The sequence below is a fragment of the Stenotrophomonas maltophilia genome (genome assembly GCF_023518235.1).
Classification (GTDB): Bacteria; Pseudomonadota; Gammaproteobacteria; order Xanthomonadales; family Xanthomonadaceae; genus Stenotrophomonas.
The window spans coordinates 3104737-3123270 of the sequence record NZ_CP090423.1; the positions used below are offsets into that span (position 1 = coordinate 3104737).

Annotated in this window: 17 protein-coding genes; 3 read left to right on the forward strand and 14 right to left on the reverse strand. The window is 67.6% G+C overall.

What is annotated here, in order from left to right; translation table 11 throughout:
• Nucleotides 1-65: 65 nt before the first annotated feature.
• From dcp to arfB, 3 genes are all read right to left on the reverse strand, one after another.
• Complete coding sequence (gene dcp, locus LZ605_RS14625) at nt 66-2222, reverse strand: peptidyl-dipeptidase Dcp (protein ID WP_249842253.1); 2157 nt, start codon at nt 2220-2222, stop codon at nt 66-68.
• A gap of 111 nt (nt 2223-2333) precedes the next feature.
• Entirely contained in the window at nt 2334-2894 is a 561-nt protein-coding gene (locus tag LZ605_RS14630; protein ID WP_224329368.1) for a lysophospholipid acyltransferase family protein, read from the reverse strand.
• A gap of 46 nt (nt 2895-2940) precedes the next feature.
• On the reverse strand, nt 2941-3372 hold the full coding sequence (arfB, locus tag LZ605_RS14635) for an alternative ribosome rescue aminoacyl-tRNA hydrolase ArfB (protein ID WP_107231447.1): 432 nt from the start codon (nt 3370-3372) through the stop codon (nt 2941-2943).
• A 134-nt stretch (nt 3373-3506) separates the two neighbouring features.
• Here arfB and LZ605_RS14640 point away from each other — a divergent pair, with 134 nt between their 5' ends.
• Nucleotides 3507-4034, forward strand: coding sequence for a DUF2059 domain-containing protein (locus LZ605_RS14640; protein ID WP_249842254.1), 528 nt, complete (start codon nt 3507-3509; stop codon nt 4032-4034).
• A 63-nt stretch (nt 4035-4097) separates the two neighbouring features.
• Here the strand turns inward: LZ605_RS14640 and LZ605_RS14645 are convergent, their stop codons facing one another.
• The 4 genes from LZ605_RS14645 to LZ605_RS14660 all read right to left on the reverse strand — a co-directional run bounded on the left by LZ605_RS14645 (nt 4098) and on the right by LZ605_RS14660 (nt 7801).
• Nucleotides 4098-4829: a pseudouridine synthase gene (locus LZ605_RS14645; protein ID WP_249842255.1), complete on the reverse strand. Its 732-nt coding sequence runs from the start codon at nt 4827-4829 to the stop codon at nt 4098-4100.
• Nucleotides 4830-4929: 100 nt separating this feature from the next.
• Complete coding sequence (locus tag LZ605_RS14650) at nt 4930-5508, reverse strand: O-methyltransferase (RefSeq protein WP_249844922.1); 579 nt, start codon at nt 5506-5508, stop codon at nt 4930-4932.
• A gap of 5 nt (nt 5509-5513) precedes the next feature.
• The gene (gene ubiB, locus LZ605_RS14655; RefSeq protein WP_249842256.1) at nt 5514-7169 is read right to left on the reverse strand and encodes a ubiquinone biosynthesis regulatory protein kinase UbiB; all 1656 of its coding nucleotides are present in this window, start codon (nt 7167-7169) and stop codon (nt 5514-5516) included.
• Entirely contained in the window at nt 7166-7801 is a 636-nt protein-coding gene (locus LZ605_RS14660) for a ubiquinone biosynthesis accessory factor UbiJ (protein WP_249842257.1), read from the reverse strand. The genes ubiB and LZ605_RS14660 overlap by 4 nt, the downstream gene beginning before the upstream one ends.
• Before the next feature lie 470 nt (nt 7802-8271).
• Here LZ605_RS14660 and ddlA point away from each other — a divergent pair, with 470 nt between their 5' ends.
• A complete protein-coding gene (gene ddlA, locus LZ605_RS14665) occupies nt 8272-9357 on the forward strand; it encodes a D-alanine--D-alanine ligase (protein WP_249842258.1) in 1086 nt (361 codons plus the stop codon).
• A gap of 102 nt (nt 9358-9459) precedes the next feature.
• Here ddlA and LZ605_RS14670 read toward each other — a convergent pair whose 3' ends face one another.
• From LZ605_RS14670 to oleC, 3 genes are all read right to left on the reverse strand, one after another.
• Nucleotides 9460-9615: a DUF1328 domain-containing protein gene (locus LZ605_RS14670; RefSeq protein ID WP_107231440.1), complete on the reverse strand. Its 156-nt coding sequence runs from the start codon at nt 9613-9615 to the stop codon at nt 9460-9462.
• Nucleotides 9616-9697: 82 nt separating this feature from the next.
• The gene (gene oleD / locus LZ605_RS14675) at nt 9698-10690 is read right to left on the reverse strand and encodes a 2-alkyl-3-oxoalkanoate reductase (protein ID WP_249842259.1); all 993 of its coding nucleotides are present in this window, start codon (nt 10688-10690) and stop codon (nt 9698-9700) included.
• Complete coding sequence (gene oleC, locus LZ605_RS14680; RefSeq protein WP_249842260.1) at nt 10687-12345, reverse strand: olefin beta-lactone synthetase; 1659 nt, start codon at nt 12343-12345, stop codon at nt 10687-10689. The genes oleD and oleC overlap by 4 nt, the downstream gene beginning before the upstream one ends.
• Before the next feature lie 104 nt (nt 12346-12449).
• Between oleC and LZ605_RS14685 the strand changes: the two genes are divergently transcribed.
• A complete protein-coding gene (locus tag LZ605_RS14685; protein ID WP_046985344.1) occupies nt 12450-12881 on the forward strand; it encodes a YkgJ family cysteine cluster protein in 432 nt (143 codons plus the stop codon).
• A gap of 72 nt (nt 12882-12953) precedes the next feature.
• Here LZ605_RS14685 and LZ605_RS14690 read toward each other — a convergent pair whose 3' ends face one another.
• The 4 genes from LZ605_RS14690 to LZ605_RS14705 all read right to left on the reverse strand — a co-directional run bounded on the left by LZ605_RS14690 (nt 12954) and on the right by LZ605_RS14705 (nt 18412).
• Entirely contained in the window at nt 12954-13844 is an 891-nt protein-coding gene (locus LZ605_RS14690) for an alpha/beta fold hydrolase (protein ID WP_107231437.1), read from the reverse strand.
• A 139-nt stretch (nt 13845-13983) separates the two neighbouring features.
• Nucleotides 13984-15000 (reverse strand): 3-oxoacyl-ACP synthase III, encoded by a 1017-nt coding sequence (locus tag LZ605_RS14695; protein WP_057496978.1) that lies wholly within the window; start codon nt 14998-15000, stop codon nt 13984-13986.
• Nucleotides 15001-15101: 101 nt separating this feature from the next.
• Nucleotides 15102-15419, reverse strand: a complete 318-nt coding sequence (locus tag LZ605_RS14700; RefSeq protein WP_057496977.1) for a DUF4156 domain-containing protein — start codon at nt 15417-15419, stop codon at nt 15102-15104.
• Between the two features lie 143 nt (nt 15420-15562).
• Nucleotides 15563-18412 carry a M16 family metallopeptidase gene (locus tag LZ605_RS14705; protein WP_249842261.1) on the reverse strand — a complete coding sequence of 950 codons (2850 nt, stop codon included), beginning with the start codon at nt 18410-18412 and terminating at the stop codon, nt 15563-15565.
• Between the last annotated feature and the right edge of the window lie 122 nt (nt 18413-18534).

Consider the following 18534-nt stretch of genomic DNA (forward strand, 5'->3'; position numbering starts at 1 on the left):
GCCGAGCATCGGCTCGGCTCTACAGAAGGAAAAACGGCGGGGTTGCCCCCGCCGTTTTCTGTTTCTTACTTCAGGCCGCGGAACTTCAGCAGCGGTTCCACCGACGGGTCCTTGCCGCGGAAATCGCGGTACAGGGTCGACAGCTCCACGCTGTTGCCGCGCGAGAGGATCTTGTCGCGGAACTCCTGGCCGTTGGCGGCGGTCAGGCCACCGTGTTCGGTGAACCACTGGTAGGCGTCATGGTCAAGCACTTCGGCCCAGAAGTAGGCGTAGTAACCGGCCGAGTAACCGCCACCCCAGATGTGGTCGAAGTAGGTGGTGCGGTAGCGCGGCGGCACCTGCGGCAGGTCGACCTTGAACTTCTTCAGCGCGCTGGCTTCAAAGGCGCCGACATCCTGCAGCGGCGCGTCGGCCTTCTGCGTGTGCCAGGCCAAGTCCAGCAGTGCGGCCGACAGGTACTCGGTGGTCGCATAGCCCTGGTTGAAGCTGCGTGCCTTGAGGATCTTGTCGACCAGTTCCTGCGGCATCGCCTCGCCGGTCTTGTAGTGCTTGGCGTAGTTGGCGAACACCTTCGGATCCAGTGCCCAGTGCTCGTTGAACTGCGAGGGGAACTCGACGAAGTCGCGCGAGGTGGCGGTGCCGGCGATCGACGGGTACTTCACGTTGGAGAACATGCCGTGCAGTGCATGGCCGAACTCATGGAACATCGTGGTGACGTCGTCGAAGCTGATCAGCGCGGGCTGGCCGGCGGCCGGCTTGGTGAAGTTGCAGACGTTGTAGACCACCGGCTTGGCACCGGTCAGGCCGTCCTGTTCGACGAACACGTCCATCCAGGCGCCACCGGACTTGCTGTCACGCTTGAAGTAGTCGGTGTAGAACAGCGCCAGCGAGGTGCCGTCCTTGTCGAACACTTCGTACACCTTCATGTCCGGGTTGTAGGTCGGAATGTCGGTGCGCGGCTTGAAGGTGATGCCGTACAGCTGGGTGGCGGCGTAGAAGACGCCGTTCTGCAGCACGTTGTCCAGTTCGAAGTACGGCTTGATCTGCGATTCGTCCAGATCGTACTTGGCCTTGCGCACCTGTTCGGCGTAGAAGTCCCAGTCCGAGGCGGCAACCTGGAAGCCGCCCTTCTGCGCGTCGATCACCTTCTGGATCTCGCCGGCTTCGGTGCGGGCCTTGGCGGTGGCCGCCGGCACGGTGTCGGTCAGCAGCTTCAGCGCGGCGGCCGGGGTCTTGGCCATCTGGTCGCCCAGCTGGTAGTCGGCGAAGGTGTCAAAGCCCAGCAGCTTGGCCTTCTGCGCACGCAGCTGGGCCAGGCGCTGCACGGTCTGCCGGGTGTCGTTGGCATCGCCGCGCTCGGCGCGGGTTTCCGAAGCCTTCAGCACGGCAGCGCGCTGGTCGCGGTCGCTCAGCGAACCGAGCACCGGCTGCTGGGTGGTGTTCTGCAGCGGCAGCAGGAACTTGCCGTCCAGCTTGCGGTCCTTGGCGGCAGCGGCGGCGTTGTTGATCGCGTCTTCGTCCAGGCCGGCCAGCTTGGCCTTGTCATCGACAACCACGGCCGCAGCGGCGGTGGCCGCCACCAGTCGGGTGTGGAACTGGGTGGAGAGGGTGGTCTCTTCCACGTTGAGCTTGCGCAGCGAGGCCTTGTCGGCGTCGGACAGCTGCGCGCCCGCGCGCACCAGGCCATCGTAGTAATGCTCGACCAGGCGCTTCTGCACCGGGTCCAGTTCCAGCGTGTCGCGCTGGTCGTAGATCGACTTCACGCGCGCGAACAGCTTCGGGTCCAGATTGATCTCGTCCTGGTGCGCGGCCAGCTTCGGCGCCACTTCTTCCTGGATCTTCTGGCGCGCATCGTTGGTATCGGCCTGGACCAGGCCGAAGAAGATGCGCGACACGCGGTTCAGGGTCTCGCCGCTGCGCTCCATCGCCACGATGGTGTTGTCGAAGGTGGCCGGCTCGCTGCTGTCGGCGATCTTGCGCACGTCGGCCAGGTGCTGGCGCATGCCTTCTTCGAACGCCGGCAGGTAGTCGCTGTCCTTGATCTTGTCGAACTGCGGCGCCTGGAACGGCAGCGTGCTGGCGCTCAGCAGCGGATTGGTGGACGCTTCGGCCGGCTGCTGGGCCGGGGTCTTCTGTGCATCGGACACGGGGGTGGACTCCTTGCCGGAACAGGCCGCCAGCGCCAGGCTGATGGCGGCGGCCAGGACTACGGTACGCGACATGTGGAACGCTCCTTGGGCAGACGGTACGGGATACCAGCCCTCCACCCTACTCCTGTCGCGCACGCCCGGCATGTGCCGGACGTGGCGTCTAGGCGGCAGCCCGCAGGCGGCTCAGACCGTGCCGCGGGTCTTGCCCATCCACGGCCGGTAGAACTCGCGGATGGCGGCCATGTCGGCGGCATCATCGCCGCTGGGGGTGAACAGCGGGCCGATGCCGATGGTCTTTTCCGGGTAGTGGAAATAGGCGGCCAGGATCGGCACGTCGGCCATCCGGGCGATCTTCAGGAAGCCGGCCTTCCAGTCCTTCACCGCCTTGCGGGTGCCCTCGGGGGTGATGGCGAACCACATCTTCTCGTTGTTGCGCAGCAGGTCCACCGCCTGGCCCACCGTGCCCTGCGGCGAGCTGCGGTCCAGCGGGATCACGCCCAGCTTGTGCAGCAGCGGGCCCAGCGGCCACCAGAACAGCGAGGCCTTGCCGAGCACCTTCACCTTCATGCCCAGCGCGATCTTGGCGGCCATGCCCCACAGGCCGTCCCAGTTGGACGAATGCGGCGCGATGATGAACACCAGCCGGGGAATGTCAGGCAGGGTGCCGGTCACCTTCCAGCCGCCCATGCGCAGGGTGCAGCGCGCCAGCCAGCGCAGGAAGGCGTTGGGTTTGACCTGCGGCATCTGCGGCGGCACGGCCGGCAGCAACGAAGTCGGCTTGTTCAAGCAATCACTCCCAGTCACGTGATGAGCGCCCGCGCTTGATCTGCGCGCGCCCGCGTTTGGCGTCCAGACGACGCAGTTTCGACCCGAGGGTCGGCTTGGTGGCCTTGCGCGGTTTGGGCACGCTCAGCCCGGCCTGGATGAAGGCCGCCAGCCGCTCGCGCGCATCCTCGCGATTGCGATCCTGGGTCCGGAAACGTTGCGCATCGATGACCAGCACGCCTTCGCCGGTCACCCGCCGGTCACGTCGCGCCAGCAGGCGCTCGCGCAACGGGTCGGGCAACGAGGGCGAGTTGGCCACATCGAAACGCAGTTCCACCGCGGTGGACACCTTGTTGACGTTCTGGCCACCGGCGCCACTGGCGCGCACGAACCGCTCGACGATCTCGCCGTCGGGGATTTCAAGCTGCGCGTTGATGGTGACCGGTCCACTGCCCATCCGCGCATTGTAGCGGCAGCCACGCACCGGAGTGCGACATCGCGCACCGTATGCCGCCGATCAGGCACCGAACACGCCGCCTTCGCCTTGGCTGCGGGTATGCTGGCCGTCCCATGTACCGCAGGAAGCTTCGCATGACCCGCTTCGCACCCGCCCTGCCGTCCCTGCTGCGCCGTGCCGCCCTGTTGCTGGCGCTGGCCGTGGTCAGCACCCCGGCCCTGGCCGCGCCGCCGACCGACGGCGACATCAACCGCCTGCTGTCGGCCTCGCGCGCGCAGAGCATGATCGACACCATGCTGCCGCAGATCGAGGCGATGCAGCAGCAGCAGTTCCAGCAGGTGGCCGCTCAGCGCCAGCTCAACGCACAGCAGCAGGAACAGCTCAAGCGGATCCAGGCCCGCACCAGCCAGACCCTGCGCCAGGCCCTGTCGTGGCAGCAGCTGCGGCCGATGTACGTGGACCTGTACAAGAAGACCTTCAGCAAGGAAGACGTGTTGGCGATGGCCGAGTTCTACGAGAGTTCGGCCGGCCAGAGCCTGCTGGACAAGACCCCGGCGCTGATGCAGAACGTGATGGTGGCCATCCAGGCACGCATGCAGCCACTGTTTGCGGACCTGCAGAAGGACCTGGACGCGATCGTCAACGAGCCGGAAAAGAAATGACCTCGGCGGGGTCGGATCCCTTTCCCTGCGGGAAAGGACTCTGACCCCTCGGCCGCGTGGGCGTCAAACGGCGTCCACCTGCCAGCCGAACAGGTCCAGCGCCTTCTGGAACTCACGGTCCAGCGGCGCACGCACATCCACGCTGCCGCCCTCTGGATGGGGAAAACGCAGGCGCTCGGCGTGCAGCAGCATGCGATGCACACCCTGCATGCGGAAGATGCGGTTGTGGCGGCCATCGCCGTGGCTGGTGTCGCCGATCATGTGGTGCGAGAGGTGCTTGAGGTGCCGCCGGATCTGCCGGAAGCGTCCGGTCTGCGGCTGGCAGCGCAGCAGCGCATAACGCGAACTGCTGAATTCGCCGATCGGCACCGACAGCTCGCCGGTGGCCAGGCGCTGGAAGTCGGTGATCGCCGGCTTCTTCACCGGCTTGCCCGGCCCACCGTCCAGATCGTGATCGACCTGCCAGGACAGCTCGGCCGGCCAGCCGCGGCACACGGTCAGGTAGTCCTTCAGCACGTCGCCGCCCATCAGCGCCTTGCCCAGCGTGCTGGCGGTGTCTCGGTCGAAGGCCAGCAGCAGGCAGCCACTGGTGGCCCGATCCAGGCGATGCACGAGGAAGATCGGGCGGCCCAGCTGCTCGCGCAGACGGTCGGCCAGGAAGTCGTCTTCGCCACGGGCCAGCTTGCTGTCGTGAACCATCAGCCCGGCCGGCTTGTTGACCACGGCCAGGCGTTCATCCAGGTGCAGCAGCTGCAGGGGCGCGGTTTCGGGGGCGGTTTCGGTATCGGCACTCACCGCGGGATTATACGGGGGGCCGTCCCGGTAGCGTCGAGCTTGCTCGACGGGCACCTTGCGAAGAGCAGTCAAGCAAGCTCGACTCTACGACGGTTCGGGATCAGGCGTTGCGCACGGCCAGCAGTTCGCCGTTGCCCACCGGCACCAGGCTGGTGCTGAAGTCCACGTCCGCGGCCAGCAGCGCCCGCAGCGGTTCCATCTGTGCTGCATGCGAGGTGGCGTTGTCCACCACCAGCAGCCCACCCGGCCGCAGCACACGGCGCAGCTGCGGCCACCAGCCGGCGTACTGTTCGCGGTCCGAATCGAGGAACAGCAGATCGATGCTGGCTTCGGCCGCCTGCGCCAGCCAGCAACCGGCATCGCCGTGGACCAGGGTGATGCGCTGCTCCAGGCCGCTGCGTGCGAATGTGGCACGCGCCATCGCCGCCTTGTCCTCGGCGAACTCCAGCGTGGTCACATGGCCCTCGACGGCAGCGGCGGCCTCGGCCAGCCACAGCGTGGAATAGCCGTTGGAGGTGCCGATCTCCAGTACCCGCCGTGCGTTGCCGAAGCGCACCAGCACCGACAGGAATTCACCGGTATCGGGCGTGATGTTGAGCATGCGCCGACCGCGCTCGATCTCGCGCGCGTCGTTGTCGGCGCCAAAGCGCGCCAGCTCATCCTTGAGCGCCTGCAGCATAGCGTCTACTTCCACCAGGCGCGCGCCAGCGCCACCGCACCGATCGCACCGGACAGCCAGCTCCACATCGGCAGGTCGCCCCAGTACCAGCCCGGCGGCTGCAACACGTACATCAGCGCGGCGATGGCCAGCAGGCCGACCCCGGTGATCGCGCCGACCGCACGCTTCTGCAGCCGCTGCACACTGGCATCGAGCGCGACCAGATCGCGCGAGCGCATCGCCAGTTCGTGTCGGCCCTCCACCTGCTGGGTCAGCCAGGCATGCACCAGGCGCGGCATGTCCGGCGCATGGGTCATGATTTCCGGCAGCCGCTTGCCGATCTCGCGCACCACCCGGCGCGGGCTGTAGCGCTCGCGCAGGATCCTGGCCAGCACCGGCTTGGCCACCGCCCAGATGTCGATCTGCGGGTCCAGCTGGCGGCCGACACCTTCGATGTTCAGCAGGGTTTTCTGCAGCAGGATCAGCTGCGGCTGCAACGTCAGCTGGTAGCGCTGGGCCACGCGGAACAGCTTCATCAGCACTTCGGCCAGCGAGATCTGCGACAGCGGGCGGGTGAAGTACGGCTCGCACACCGAACGCACCGCCGCTTCCAGATCATCGATGCGCACGTGGTCGGGCATCCAGCGTGCCTGCACATGCAGCTCGGCGATGCGGCGGTAATCGCGGTTGAAGATGGCCATGAAATTCTCGGCCAGGTAGTACTGATCTTCCTGCGAAAGCTGGCCCATGATGCCGAAGTCCAGCGCGATGAAACGCGGGTTGGCACGGCGCGCTGGATCGGTATCGACCCAGATGTTGCCGGCGTGCGCATCGGCATGGAAGAAGTTGTCGCGGAACACCTGGGTGTAGAACACCCGCACGCCCTTGGCGGCGAGCGCCTTGCGGTCGATGCCGGCCTTGTCCAGCGCGGCGATGTCATCGGACGGAATGCCCCACACGCGCTCCAGGGTCAGCGCGCGCTCGGCGGTGTGGCTCCAGATCACTTCCGGCACGTACAGGTCGTCGGAGTTTTCCCAGAAGCGGCGCAGCACGCTGGCATTGGCGCCTTCGCGCTGCAGGTCCAGCTCGGCGGCCAGGGTGTTTTCCACTTCGGCCACCACTTCGCGCGGGCGGATCTTGTCGGCACGCGGGTGGGTGCGCTCGACCAGGGCGGCCAGCGAATTGAGCAGGGCGATGTCGGCGTCGATCTGCTTCTCGATGCCCGGGCGCAGCACCTTGACCACCACCTGGCGGCCATCGGCCAGGCTGGCGGCATGTACCTGCGCGATCGAGGCCGAGGCCAGCGGTTCGGTGTCGAAGCTGGCGAAGGCCTCGCTGACCGGCAGGCCCAGCGCTTCTTCCACGATGCGGCGCGCGGTATCGCCGTCGAACGGCTTGACCCGGTCCTGCAGCAGGGTCAGTTCGTTGGCTACGTCCGGTGGCACCAGATCGCGACGGGTGGACAGGATCTGGCCGAACTTGACGAAGATCGGGCCCAGGTCCTGCAGCGCCAGACGCAGGCGTGCGCCACGCGACTGCGCGGCGATGTCGGCCGAGGCGCGCGGCACGAACGGCTTGGCCAGGCGCAGCCAGCGCTCGGCCGGGGTGCCCTGCAGCAGATCGTCGAGGCGGTAACGCAGGATCACCCGGCCGATACGGCTGGCCCGCAACAGCGCCTTCATGCGGCACCCCGCAGGCGCTGCACGCGCGCGCCGAGGCGCTCGACATCATCGCGCAGCACATCCACGTCATCGTGGAAGGCCTCCAGTTCGGCGCGCGGCACCACGTCGCGCGATTCCTCGGTGATGAATTCGGCGGCACTGTGGGCCAGATCGATCGCCCCCTGGCGCGCGTGCTGCAGGGCGCTGCGCAGAGTGTTGGCCACCTGTACGCCCAGCACCTCGCCGAACACGCTCACGAACGGCTGCTGCCAGTCCGGATCAAACCCCTTGGCCAGCTGCTGCAGGCGCCGCGCCAGCTCGGCGTCGCCGGCCACGCGTACGCGGCCCTTGCCATGGCTGTCGGCGCGCCGTGCGTTGGCCAGCAGCGGCAGCTGCGCCAGCACGCCGGCCAGGCTGCTTCGCACGGCCAGATCGGCTTCCTGCGCGTCCACTGGGCCCACCCGCAGCTGATCGCCCTCGACGCTGATGCGCATCGCCAGCGAGGGCGCCTCCAGAGTCAGGTCGATATGCCGGCCATCGAGACCGGTCAGCGCAAGACGGGTATCCGGATCCAGCGCCAGCGCGCGGTTCAGGGCGATCTGCAGCGCACGGCCGGCGGCCGGCTTGAGGGACTTGAGCAGGGAAAGAGCCATGTGCGCATTCTACCTGCGTGGGTGGGGGGCTTGGGCCGGGCTGCCGCCCGGCACCCGCGGTAGTGCCGGCCGCTGGCCGGCAACCTCAACACCAACAGCATGCATTCCGTGGGTTGGCGGGATGGGTCCGGTTGCGGGAGACGCTGCAAGTACGTCCATGTAAGCTCGGTCGCCGCATCCATGCGGCTCACGCCCCCGCAACCGGACCCACCCCGCCTTCGACAGTTTGCTGCGATCTGTCGGACTATCCGGGGCCGGATCCCGTTGCTCCGCAACGGGCTCTGACCCCAATGCTGCTGGGACCTCGTTCTGGCAGATGCCGACCTTGGTCGGCGCTGGATTTTCCGGGGGCCAACCAAGGTTGGCCACTGCCCGAGCCGGCGGCCCGGTGATTCATCTGTGCCTCACCTGAGTGGCAATGGAAGGTTCATGCTGTACGGCCACGCAACGCACAGGACATCGCATTCCCCATGGCACGGACCCGGGTCGGCATCATCTTCGGGGGCACCTCCTCCGAGCACGAAGTTTCACTGCAGTCGGCGAAGAACATCCTCGACGCGCTCGACCGCGAGCGCTTCGAGCCGGTGCTGATCGGCATCGACAAGCAGGGCCAGTGGCACCTGAGCCAGCCAGACACCTTCCTGCTCAATGCCGAAGATCCGGCACGCATTGCGCTGCGTCCTTCCGGCACCACGCTGGCGCTGCGGCCGGGGGCCGGGCAAGCGCCGCTGCAACCAGTGCAGGCGTCCACCGCGCTCGGCCAGATCGATGTGGTGCTGCCGATCGTGCACGGGCCGCTGGGCGAGGACGGTGCGTTGCAGGGGCTGCTGCGCATGGCCGGCCTGCCCTTCGTCGGGTCATCGGTACTGGGCTCGGCGGCGGCCATGGACAAGGACGTGGCCAAGCGCCTGCTGCGCGATGCCGGCCTGGCGGTGGCGCCCTGGGTATGCCTGCGCCGCCATCAGGCCGCGCAGGCGGACGTGGCGGCACTGATCGCGCAGCTGGGGCTGCCGCTGTTCGTGAAGCCAGCCAACCAGGGCTCGTCGGTAGGCGTAAGCAAGGTGAAGGACGCGCATGACTTTGCTGCCGCACTGGAACTGGCGCTGCGCCATGACCACAAGGTGCTGGTGGAATCGGCCGTGGTCGGCCGAGAGATCGAGTGCGCCGTGCTGGGCAACGCGCAGCCACAGGCCAGCGTGTGCGGTGAAGTGGTGCTGCACGATGAGTTCTATGCCTACGACACCAAGTACATCAACGCCGACGGTGCCGAGGTGGTGGTGCCGGCCGATATCGATGCCGATACCCAGGCGCGCATCCAGCGGATCGCGCTGCAGGCTTACCAGACGCTGGAGTGTGCGGGCATGGCGCGGGTGGATGTGTTCCTCACCGCCGAGGGCAAGATCGTCATCAACGAGATCAATACCCTGCCCGGCTTCACCCGCATCAGCATGTATCCAAAACTGTGGGGCGCCAGCGGGCTGGGCTACACCGCGCTGATCACGCGGTTGATCGAGCTGGCGCTGGAGCGCCATGCGGCTGACAAGGCGCTGGTGTAACCCGGGAAACCCGCTTCTGTAGAGTCGAGCTTGCTCGACTGCTTTTGGGGTAGTCGAGCATCGCTCGACTCTACAGGCGCGTCAGTCGAGCATGGCTCGACTCTATCCGCGCTTGCGGAACATCGAGATCACAGCAAGGATCAGGAACACAACGAACAGGATCCAGGCGATGTTGCTGGCCGCACCGGCGATGCCGGAGAAACCGAGCACGGCAGCAATGATGGCGATGACAAAGAAAATGACGGCGTAATGCAGCATGGCGCTCCTCGCAGATGTCCGGGCCGTTGGATGGCGTGGGTCCATCCTCCCGGTCTGGCGGTGTGCAACCAGTGACGGCGATCTATGCGGCAGATGAAGCCTTCAGCCTGCGCAGCCCTTCTTCGATGCTGACCTGCGGCACATAGCCGAAATCGCGGCGTGCCGGTTCCATGCTGTACCAGTGCGGCGTGCACAGCTGCTCGGCCAGGAAGCGGGTCAGCGGCGGTTCGCCACGCAGGCGCAGCAGCGGCCACAGCCGCTCGCAGATCGCGCCGATGCGGTAAGCGGTCTTGAAGCTGATCGCCTTGTCCACGGTCGGCGCACCCACGGCCGCCAGCAGCTTGTTGACCAGTTCGCGCATCGGCAGCGGTTCGCCGTTGGAGATGAAGTACGCCTTGCCGGCGCAGGCCGCGCCGGGGGCCAGCGCCTCGAAAGCGAGAAAGTGCGCCAGCGCGGCATTGTCGATGTAGGTGGTATCGACCTTGTTGCTGCCATCGCCGACCAGGCGCAGGCGGCCCTGCCGCGCGCGCTCGGCCAGGCGCGGCACCAACTGCTGGTCACCCGGGCCCCAGATCAGGCGCGGGCGCAACGCCACTGTGGCCAGCGTGGCGTCGTTGGCGGCCAGCACACGCTGTTCGGCAATCGCCTTGGTGGCCGCATACGGCGCCTGGAAATCCTCGCCGTAGGGCACTTCGTCGGCACCCAGCCCTTCCACCGGGTGGGTGGCGCGGTGGGTCACGCTGGGCGTGGAGGTGTACACCAGCTTGCCGATGCCATGCGCGCGACAGGCCGCGATCACGTTGTCGGTGCCGACCACGTTGGCCTGGTGGTAGCTGTCATAGCTGCCCCACGCGCCCGCCTTGGCACCGTTGTGGAATACCGCATCGACGCCGGCCACCGCATGCAGTACCGCCTGTGCATCGGCCAGATCTCCGCGGATCTGGCCTACGCCCAGCGCCTGCAGCGGCGGGTAATGGCTGCGGTTGAACGCCAGCACCTGGTGGCCGCGCTCGACCAGCCCGCGGCACAGCGCCTGGCCCAGGAAACCGCCACCGCCGGTGACCAGGATCTTCATGCGCGCTTCTCCAGTTGGGCGCTGGCCCAGACGGCGAGCTTCTCGCGGCCGATCTTGGCGTTGTGACGGATATCGACGGGGAATGATGGATGCACCAGGAAGTGCTGCAGGCCGGCCTCGGGCAGGCGGGCGGCGGCATGCGCGCGCAGCGCGTCCTGCAGCGCCGGGCTGTCGGACTGGCCACGTTGCAGTTCCACGCACAGCACCGGCCGCTGCGCTCCGGCAGCTCCCACTCCCACCAGCGCGGTGCGCGCCACCCCGGCCACGGTGTTGAACACCGGCTCGACCTGTTCGGTGTACAGCGGCCCCGCGGCGGTTTCCACCCGATGGGTCTTGCGGCCACAGAACCAGAGGCGGCCCTGCGCATCGAAATAGCCCACATCGCCCATGCGATGGACGATGCGGGTGCTGCCATCGGCCAGGGTTTCGGCAATCTTTGCCGCCGCCGTGGCCTGCGGGCGGTTGAAGTAGCTGTCGGTGGCCGTCGGCCCGGCCACGGTGATCTCACCCACCGCGCCCACGCCCAGCACGCGCGCCTGCGACCAGTCGGCCAGCGGCGCATCGTCGATGGCGATGATGCGCACCTCGTTCGGTGCCACCACGCTGCCTACGCAGGTGCCGGCACCGCCCTCGGTGGCCGCACGCGTGCGTTCCAGTTCGCGGCCTTCGACCACCGCCACCGGCAGGCATTCGGTGGCGCCGTAAGGCGTCCAGAACTGCGCATCGGCCGGCAGCAGGCTGCGGATGGTGGCCACCACGTCCGGCGGCACCGGCGCCCCGGCCGAGGTCACCCGGGTCACGCCCGGCAGCGGCCGGCCGTGTCGGGCCAGCACGCGCATCAGTGCAGGCGAGCCGAACAGCTGGGTCACGCCGAAACGCTGGATGGCGTCGTGCAGGCGCGACGGGTCGGCCTGTGCCGGCCGGGTCGGGTCCATGTCCGGAATCACCGAGGTCAGCCCCAACGCCGGGTCGAACAAGGCGAACGGCGGGAAGGTCGGCAGGTCCACCCCGCCCGCTTCCATGCCGAAGGCGCTGCCCAGCAGCTGGATCTGGCCGACGAAGTGGCGGTGGCGGTAGACCACGCCCTTGGGCACGCCGGTGGAGCCGCTGGTGAACAGGATCGCGGCCATGTCCTCGCCGTCAGTGGCGGCCAGCATCGGCCCACCGTTGGCACCGGCGCGCTCCAGCGCGGCCAGCGTGGTCCCGCCCCAGCCCAGCCGGCGCCCGACCGTGACCAGGCGGGTGGCCGAGGGCGCCCAGCGCAGCGCCAGCCGCGCCACATGGGCCAGCGCAATGCCGATGAAGGCCTGCGGCTGCGCCTCGTCCAGGCACTGCTTCAGCGCGCGCCGGTCAATGCCCGGATCGACCAGTACCGGCACCGCCCCCAGCTTGAACAGCGCGAACATCAGCAGGAAGAACTCCGGCGAGGGCCGCACCATCACCACCGTGCGCACGCCACGGCCGATCCCGTAACCGGCCAGGCCGGCGGCCATGGCGTCGCTGCGCGCGTCCAGCTGGCGGTAATCCAGGGTCACATCGTAGGCGGCCATGCCGTTGCCGGCGCCGCGGCGGCCGGGGCAGCGGATGGCGATCTGGTCGGGGCGTTCACGCGCCAGTTCAGGCAGGCGCGCGGCGATATTGCAGGGTCGGTTCATCCGTTCATTGTCGCCGCTTACGGAATTTCTTGCGCGGCGGCCCGCTTCGTGGAAAATCCGCTGCCTCGTTCCCGATTCCGACTGCCGCCCGAGGCGGCTTGCCCATGCAACACCCCTGCATGACCTGCGGCGCCTGCTGCACCCAATACCGCGTGGCCTTCCACTGGATGGAATCGGACGAGGTCACCCCCGGCGGCGTGCCGCACCAGCTGACCGAGGTGCTCGACCCGCACCGCCTGTGCATGCGCGGCACCCATTCCAAGCCAGTGCGCTGTGTGGCGCTGGATGCGCAGATCGGCGTGTATTCGCGCTGCACCATCCACCCCAACCGGCCCAGCGTGTGCCGCGAGGTGGACGCCTCATGGGAGTACGGCAAGGCCAGCCCGCAGTGCGACAAGGCGCGCATTGCCTATGGCCTGGATCCGCTGACCCTGGCCGACTGGCGCTGGCGCGACGAGGCGGGCAACGACGACGATCATCCGGACGACAACGGCAACAGCCCGTCCTCGCCACCGCAGGCGCCGATAGCGGCGTAGTGGTAGTGCCGGCCGCTGGCCGGCAACCTTATGAACCCGGCCGCTGTGCCGACCAACGGTCGGCACGCCCCCTCAGATCGGGTTCTTGTCCAGGAACGCACGGATTTCCGGCACCAGCACTTCGTGCTTGTCTTCCAGCACGTAATGGCCGGCGTCCTCGAAGGCATGCACCTGGGCCTGCGGCAGCGCGGCCTGGAAGCCCTTCAGGAAATGATGGTCGAAAACGAAGTCGCGCAGGCCCCAGCCGAGGAAGGCCGGGCGGTCGGCGAACGACGGCAGCGCCTTGCCGGCGCGTTCCAGCAGCGACCACGCCTTGTCAGCCGGCGACAGCGGAATGTCCTGCATGAAGCGGATGGTACTGATGCGGTTGGCATAGCTGTTGTACGGCGACACGTAGGCGCGACGTACGTCGGCCGGCATCTTCCGCTCCACGCCCAGCCACGAGGCGCCGGAGGAGAACGCGTTGAAGGTGCGGATGATCCACTCACCGATCTTCCAGTGGCGGCCCAGCGCGATCTGCCACGGCATCTTCTTCGCCGCCGGCATCGGGAAGGCGGCCGTGTTGAGCACCACCAGGCGCTTGACCTGCGCGTGGTGCGACAGCGCCCAGCCGAAGCCGATCATGCCGCCCCAGTCGTGCACGGCCAGGGTCACCGGGCCGGTGATACCCAGGTGCTTGAGCAGTGCATCCAGGTCATCCACGCGCGACTGCAGGGTGTATTCGTAGCGGCGGTCGTCGGGCTTGTCCGACAGGCCCATGCCGATATGGTCCGGCACGATGCAGCGGTACCTGTCCGACAGGCCGGCCACCAGCGTGCGCCAGTAATAGCTCCACGACGGGTTGCCGTGCACCATCACCACCACCTCGCCGTCGCGCGGGCCTTCGTCGAGATAGCTCATCGACAGGCCGGGACGAACCTCGAAACGCTGCGGGTGGGCGGGGTAACCGGGAAGATCGCGCATGCGGAGCACCTAAGGAGAGTCGCGGCGCACTGTAGAGCCGAGCCATGCCCGGCTGCTTTCTCGTCCGCTGCTGAAGAGCCGCGCTGCGCGCGTGAGCCGAGCAGGGCTCGGCTCTACAGGAGATCGTGCAGCAGGCTGTTTACCAGACCACTTCCGCCATCGAGCAGTTCAGGCCCGAGCCGATGCCCAGAAGCGCGATGCGATCGCCCTTCTTCAGCTTGCCCAGCTGCTTGAGCTTGCTCAGCACGATCGGCACCGAGGCCGGACCGATGTTGCCGTGCTCGCCGAAGATGGTCATCACCTTCTTCGGGTCGATGCCGAAGTTCTTGATGAACGCGGCGGTGTGCGGCTGGCTGACCTGGTGGATGACGAACTGGTCCAGTTCCTCCACCGCCCAGCCGAGTGCGATCTTGGCGGCAGCGAAGGTCTTCTGTGCCAGCTTGATGCCTTCGATCAGCAGCAGGCGGGTGTCGGTGACCATGCGGTCCAGGTTGCCCAGGCACAGCTGGTTCCACTCGGTGGCCGAGCGGGTCACGCCACCTTTGTAGCGCGGCGCGTCGGGCACCAGCTCCGAGCGCGCCATCACCATGGCCGCGGCACCCGAACCGGTGGTCAGCGCCGCCAGCTCATTGCGGAAATCATCGGCGGACACGTCCGGGGCGGTCATCCGCTCCAGGGTCTTCTCGTACACCAGGTTGGCGGTCTCGCCGTCCACCACCAGCGCATAGTCGATATCACCGCGCTCGATCATGCGCGCGGCGATATCCATGCCGTTGATGAAGGCCAGGCAGGCATTGGCGACGTCGAAGGTCATGCACTCGTCGCTCACGCCGAGGTTGCCGGACACGATCGACGCGGTCGACGGCTCCAGGTAGTCACGGCTGACCGAGGTATTGACCAGCAGGCCAACCTGGGTCGCTTCGATGCCGGCATCTTCCAGCGCCTTGCGGCCGGCCATGGTGGCCGCGTCCGAGGCCAGCACGCCGTTGTCCCACAGGCGGCGCGCGTGCACGCCGGCGATATCGCCAAGCACGTCGGTGCGGATGCCCAGGCGATCCAGCGTCGGCTGCAGGCGTTCGTTGATTTCCTTGGTCGTCAGCGTATGCGGCGCGTCGACGTGTGCCAGGCCGGCGATCGAGACATTCTTGAAGAGCATCGAGGTTAGCGCCAAGGCTCAGGCAAAGGGGGCGCTATTCTATAACCCCCGGGCTTTCACCGCATCTTTACGAATTCAGCCTTGCCCGTATGGTGAAGCGTTCAGCGCGGCGGGCACTGGAACGCTGCAAAGCGCTGGCTGCCGTCGGCGGGGGCGGCAGCGGCCTGCACGGCGTTGGCACCGGCACTGGGGGCCTCGTTGCGGGCCAGGGTTTCCAGCTCTTCCTGAACGCGCAGCGGGTTGCGGTTGTAGAAGCCGACCTTGCTCTTCACCGACACCACCACCTCGCCCTTGGCGATGCAGCCAGCCGGAACCGGCCCTGCCGGCAGCACGCGGGTCGCCTTGCCGGCCGGTTCGATCGGCACCCAGGTACAGGCGGTGACGGTAAGCAGCAGGGAGGAGAGCAGCAGAATGCGCATGGGCAGATCCTGGAAGGGGTTGAGGGGATTCTGCCTGAACAGCCTGAATCGGGGGTAGCCGGGGCCGGGGTCACCGGGTTGCCGGCCAGCGGCCGGCACTACCGGGGGGGAGGCCTGCCCGCCTTGGCGGGCAGGCACATCCCTTATTTCTTGACCGGGTTGCCTTCGGCATCGATCACGGTCACTTCGCCCAGGTTCAGCGCGCGCACCGCCGCTTCGGTCTGCTTCAGGTCACCCACCACCACCCAGGTCAGCGCCTGCGGCTTGATCTCGGCGGCGGCCTGCTGCACCTGTGCCGGGGTCATCGCCTCGATCTCGGCCTTGCGACGCAGCACATAGTCGTCCGGGCGCTTGAACTGCACGATCGAACCGATGGTCGCCGCCACCGCGCTGGCGGTCTCGTAGGCGCCGGGCAGGCTCAGGGTCTGGATGTTGCGGATGCGGTTGACCTCGTCGGCAGTGGCCGGCTTGCTGCCGTCGGCGAACGCGGCGATCTCCTTGCGCATTTCCGCCATCGCCGGGCCGGTCTTGTCGATCTGCACCGGCGCGCTGGCCATCCACGGACGCTGGCCCACCGAGCTGGTCGCGCTGCTGCGCGCGCCGTAGGACCAGTGCTTGTCCTCGCGCAGGTTCATGTTCAGGCGCGAGGTGAAGTCACCACCGATCACCCCGTTGGCGATGTCGAAGCGGGTCGAACTGGCGGCGCTGGACGGCGGCACCACCTGGCCGGCGAACAGATTGGCCTGCACCGCACCCGGCTGGTCGATCAGGAACACGCGCGGGCCCTTGGGCAGCGCGACATCGGTGGCCGCCTTCACCTGCGGCGCATCGCCGGCGGCCTTCCAGTCACCCAGCTGCTTGTCCAGCAGCGGCACGATCTCGGCCAGCGTGGTGTCGCCGACCACGATCAGGGTGCCGTTCTGCGGGCGCAGCCAGTCGTGGTGGAAGTCGACCAGATCCTCGCGGGTCAGGCCGCTGATGGCGGCTTCATCACCGCTGCCGGTGAACGGAATGGCGTACGGATGGCCCTTGCCGTACAGCAGCGGCGGCAGCACGCGCATCGCCACCGCACCCGGGTTGACCTTCTCCTGCTGGATCCCGGCGATCCAGGTGGCGCGCACGCGGTCGATCTCGCCCTGTTCGAAGCGCGGCTCGCGCAGCAGGTCGCGGTACAGCGCCAGCGACGGCGCCAGGTTCTCCTTCAGGGCCGACAGATCCACGCTCATCGAATCCAGCCCGGCCGAGGCATCGAGGCTGGCACCCAGCGCGTCGGCGGCGTCGGCGAAGGCCAGCGACCCCAGCTTGCCGGCGCCTTCGGTCATCAGGCTCATGGTGAAGTTGGCGGTGCCCGGCTTGCGACCCTGGTCGGCGCTGAAGCCACCCGGGAACTGGTAGCTGAACTGCACCACCGGAATCTCATGGCGCTCGGCCAGGATCACCCGGGTGCCGTTCTTCAGCGTGGCGCGCTGCAGCGCCGGGAACTTCAGCTGCGGGAACTCGCGGGTCTGCGGCACGCCCGCCTTGCGGTCGACCTGGTCGGGCAGGGTGCTGTACTTGGGGTCCACCGCCGGCACGGTGAACGGCTTCGGCGCCTGGCTCGGTTCTTCCTTCAGCGCCACGCGCTCACCCGGTGCGATCACCAGGGTGTGGCTGCCCTTGTCCAGCCACTGCGCACCGAGACGGGTGAGATCGGCGGCGGTGGTCTTCTCGATGTTGGCCAGCGAGGTGCGGAAGCAGCCCGGATCACCGGTGAACACCGCGCACTCGGCCAGCGCGTCGGCCTTGCCGCCGAAGCCACCGATGCGTTCGATGCCGCGGATGAAGCCGGCACGGGCGCCGGTCTTGGCGCGCTCCAGTTCGGCGGCGGTCGGGCCCTGCTTGATCAGCCGGTCCAGTTCCTCATCGATGATCTTCTCGACCTTGGCCGGATCCTGGCCCTGCTTGACCGTGGCCACGATCAGGAAGTTGGAGCCCAGCTGCGACGACGACAGCCCCGAACCGATGCTGTCCACCAGCTTGTCCTGGTGCTGCAGGCGCTGGCTCAGGCGCGAGGATTTGGCACCGCCCAGCACCTGTGCGAACAGCTGCAGCTGGTCGATGTCAGTCGTGCCGACCTGCGGCACGTTCCAGGCGCGGTAGATGCGTGCCTGCGGCACCTTGTCGGTCATCGTCTCGCGCGTATCGGCGCTGCGCTTGGCCACGTTCACCGCCGGCTGCGCCATGCTCGGGCCGGCCGGGATGCTGCCGAAGTAGCGGGCGACCTTTTCCTTGGCGGTGGCCAGGTCGATGTCGCCGGCCAGCACCAGCACCGCGTTGTTCGGGCCGTACCAGGTGCGGAACCAGGTCTTCACGTCATCCAGCGACGCGGCGTTGAGATCGTTCATCGAGCCGATCACGCCGTGGTGGTACGGATGGCCCACCGGGTACAGCGCCTTGGTGAGCTGGTCCCAGGCCTGGCCATACGGCTGGTTCTCGCCCTGGCGCTTCTCGTTCTGCACCACGCCACGCTGCTCATCCAGCGCGGCCTGGTCGATCGCACCGACCAGATGGCCCATGCGGTCCGATTCCATCCACAACGCCATGTCCAGCGCGGTCGTCGGCACGTTCTCGAAGTAGTTGGTGCGGTCGGTGTTGGTGGTGCCGTTCTGGTTGGTGGCACCGACCTGCTTGAACGGTTCGAAGAATTCGCCGCTGTGGTTTTCGCTGCCCTGGAACATCAGGTGCTCGAACAGGTGGGCAAAGCCGGTGCGGCCGGCCGGTTCGTCCTTGCTGCCGACGTGGTACCAGATGTTGACCGCCACGATCGGCGCCTTGCGATCGGTATGCACGATCACGCGCAGACCGTTGGGCAGGGTGAACTGCTCATACGGAATGTCGACCCTGGCCGGTGCCGCCGGCTTGGCGGCCAGCGCGGAGGTGGGCGCAAGCGTGCCCAGGGCGGTGCTGAGGGCGACAGCCAGCAGTGCAGCGCGCGGGCGAACGGCGAAAGACATATCCAGATCCTTGGTCACATAGGTGAACCCCGATCCTAGCCTGCGCGCGCAACGGCAGGAATCGGTCGGCAGTCACTGGGGGTGTTTGCCCCTCTGCGCCATCCGCGCGCCCTGTGCGGCCG

Bases quoted from the DNA above. Each gene is read 5' to 3' on its own strand.
- LZ605_RS14670 (WP_107231440.1), bottom strand. From the start codon at position 9,615: ATGCTGCATTACGCCGTCATTTTCTTTGTCATCGCCATCATTGCTGCC.
- LZ605_RS14640 (WP_249842254.1), top strand. From the start codon at position 3,507: ATGACCCGCTTCGCACCCGCCCTGCCGTCCCTGCTGCGCCGTGCCGCC.
- LZ605_RS14685 (WP_046985344.1), top strand. From the start codon at position 12,450: ATGCAACACCCCTGCATGACCTGCGGCGCCTGCTGCACCCAATACCGC.
- ddlA (WP_249842258.1), top strand. From the start codon at position 8,272: ATGGCACGGACCCGGGTCGGCATCATCTTCGGGGGCACCTCCTCCGAG.
- LZ605_RS14705 (WP_249842261.1), bottom strand. From the start codon at position 18,412: ATGTCTTTCGCCGTTCGCCCGCGCGCTGCACTGCTGGCTGTCGCCCTC.
- ubiB (WP_249842256.1), bottom strand. From the start codon at position 7,169: ATGAAGGCGCTGTTGCGGGCCAGCCGTATCGGCCGGGTGATCCTGCGT.
- LZ605_RS14690 (WP_107231437.1), bottom strand. From the start codon at position 13,844: ATGCGCGATCTTCCCGGTTACCCCGCCCACCCGCAGCGTTTCGAGGTT.
- dcp (WP_249842253.1), bottom strand. From the start codon at position 2,222: ATGTCGCGTACCGTAGTCCTGGCCGCCGCCATCAGCCTGGCGCTGGCG.
- LZ605_RS14630 (WP_224329368.1), bottom strand. From the start codon at position 2,894: ATGCCGCAGGTCAAACCCAACGCCTTCCTGCGCTGGCTGGCGCGCTGC.
- LZ605_RS14650 (WP_249844922.1), bottom strand. From the start codon at position 5,508: ATGCTGCAGGCGCTCAAGGATGAGCTGGCGCGCTTTGGCGCCGACAAC.
- oleD (WP_249842259.1), bottom strand. From the start codon at position 10,690: ATGAAGATCCTGGTCACCGGCGGTGGCGGTTTCCTGGGCCAGGCGCTG.
- LZ605_RS14695 (WP_057496978.1), bottom strand. From the start codon at position 15,000: ATGCTCTTCAAGAATGTCTCGATCGCCGGCCTGGCACACGTCGACGCG.
- LZ605_RS14700 (WP_057496977.1), bottom strand. From the start codon at position 15,419: ATGCGCATTCTGCTGCTCTCCTCCCTGCTGCTTACCGTCACCGCCTGT.
- LZ605_RS14660 (WP_249842257.1), bottom strand. From the start codon at position 7,801: ATGGCTCTTTCCCTGCTCAAGTCCCTCAAGCCGGCCGCCGGCCGTGCG.
- arfB (WP_107231447.1), bottom strand. From the start codon at position 3,372: ATGGGCAGTGGACCGGTCACCATCAACGCGCAGCTTGAAATCCCCGAC.
- oleC (WP_249842260.1), bottom strand. From the start codon at position 12,345: ATGAACCGACCCTGCAATATCGCCGCGCGCCTGCCTGAACTGGCGCGT.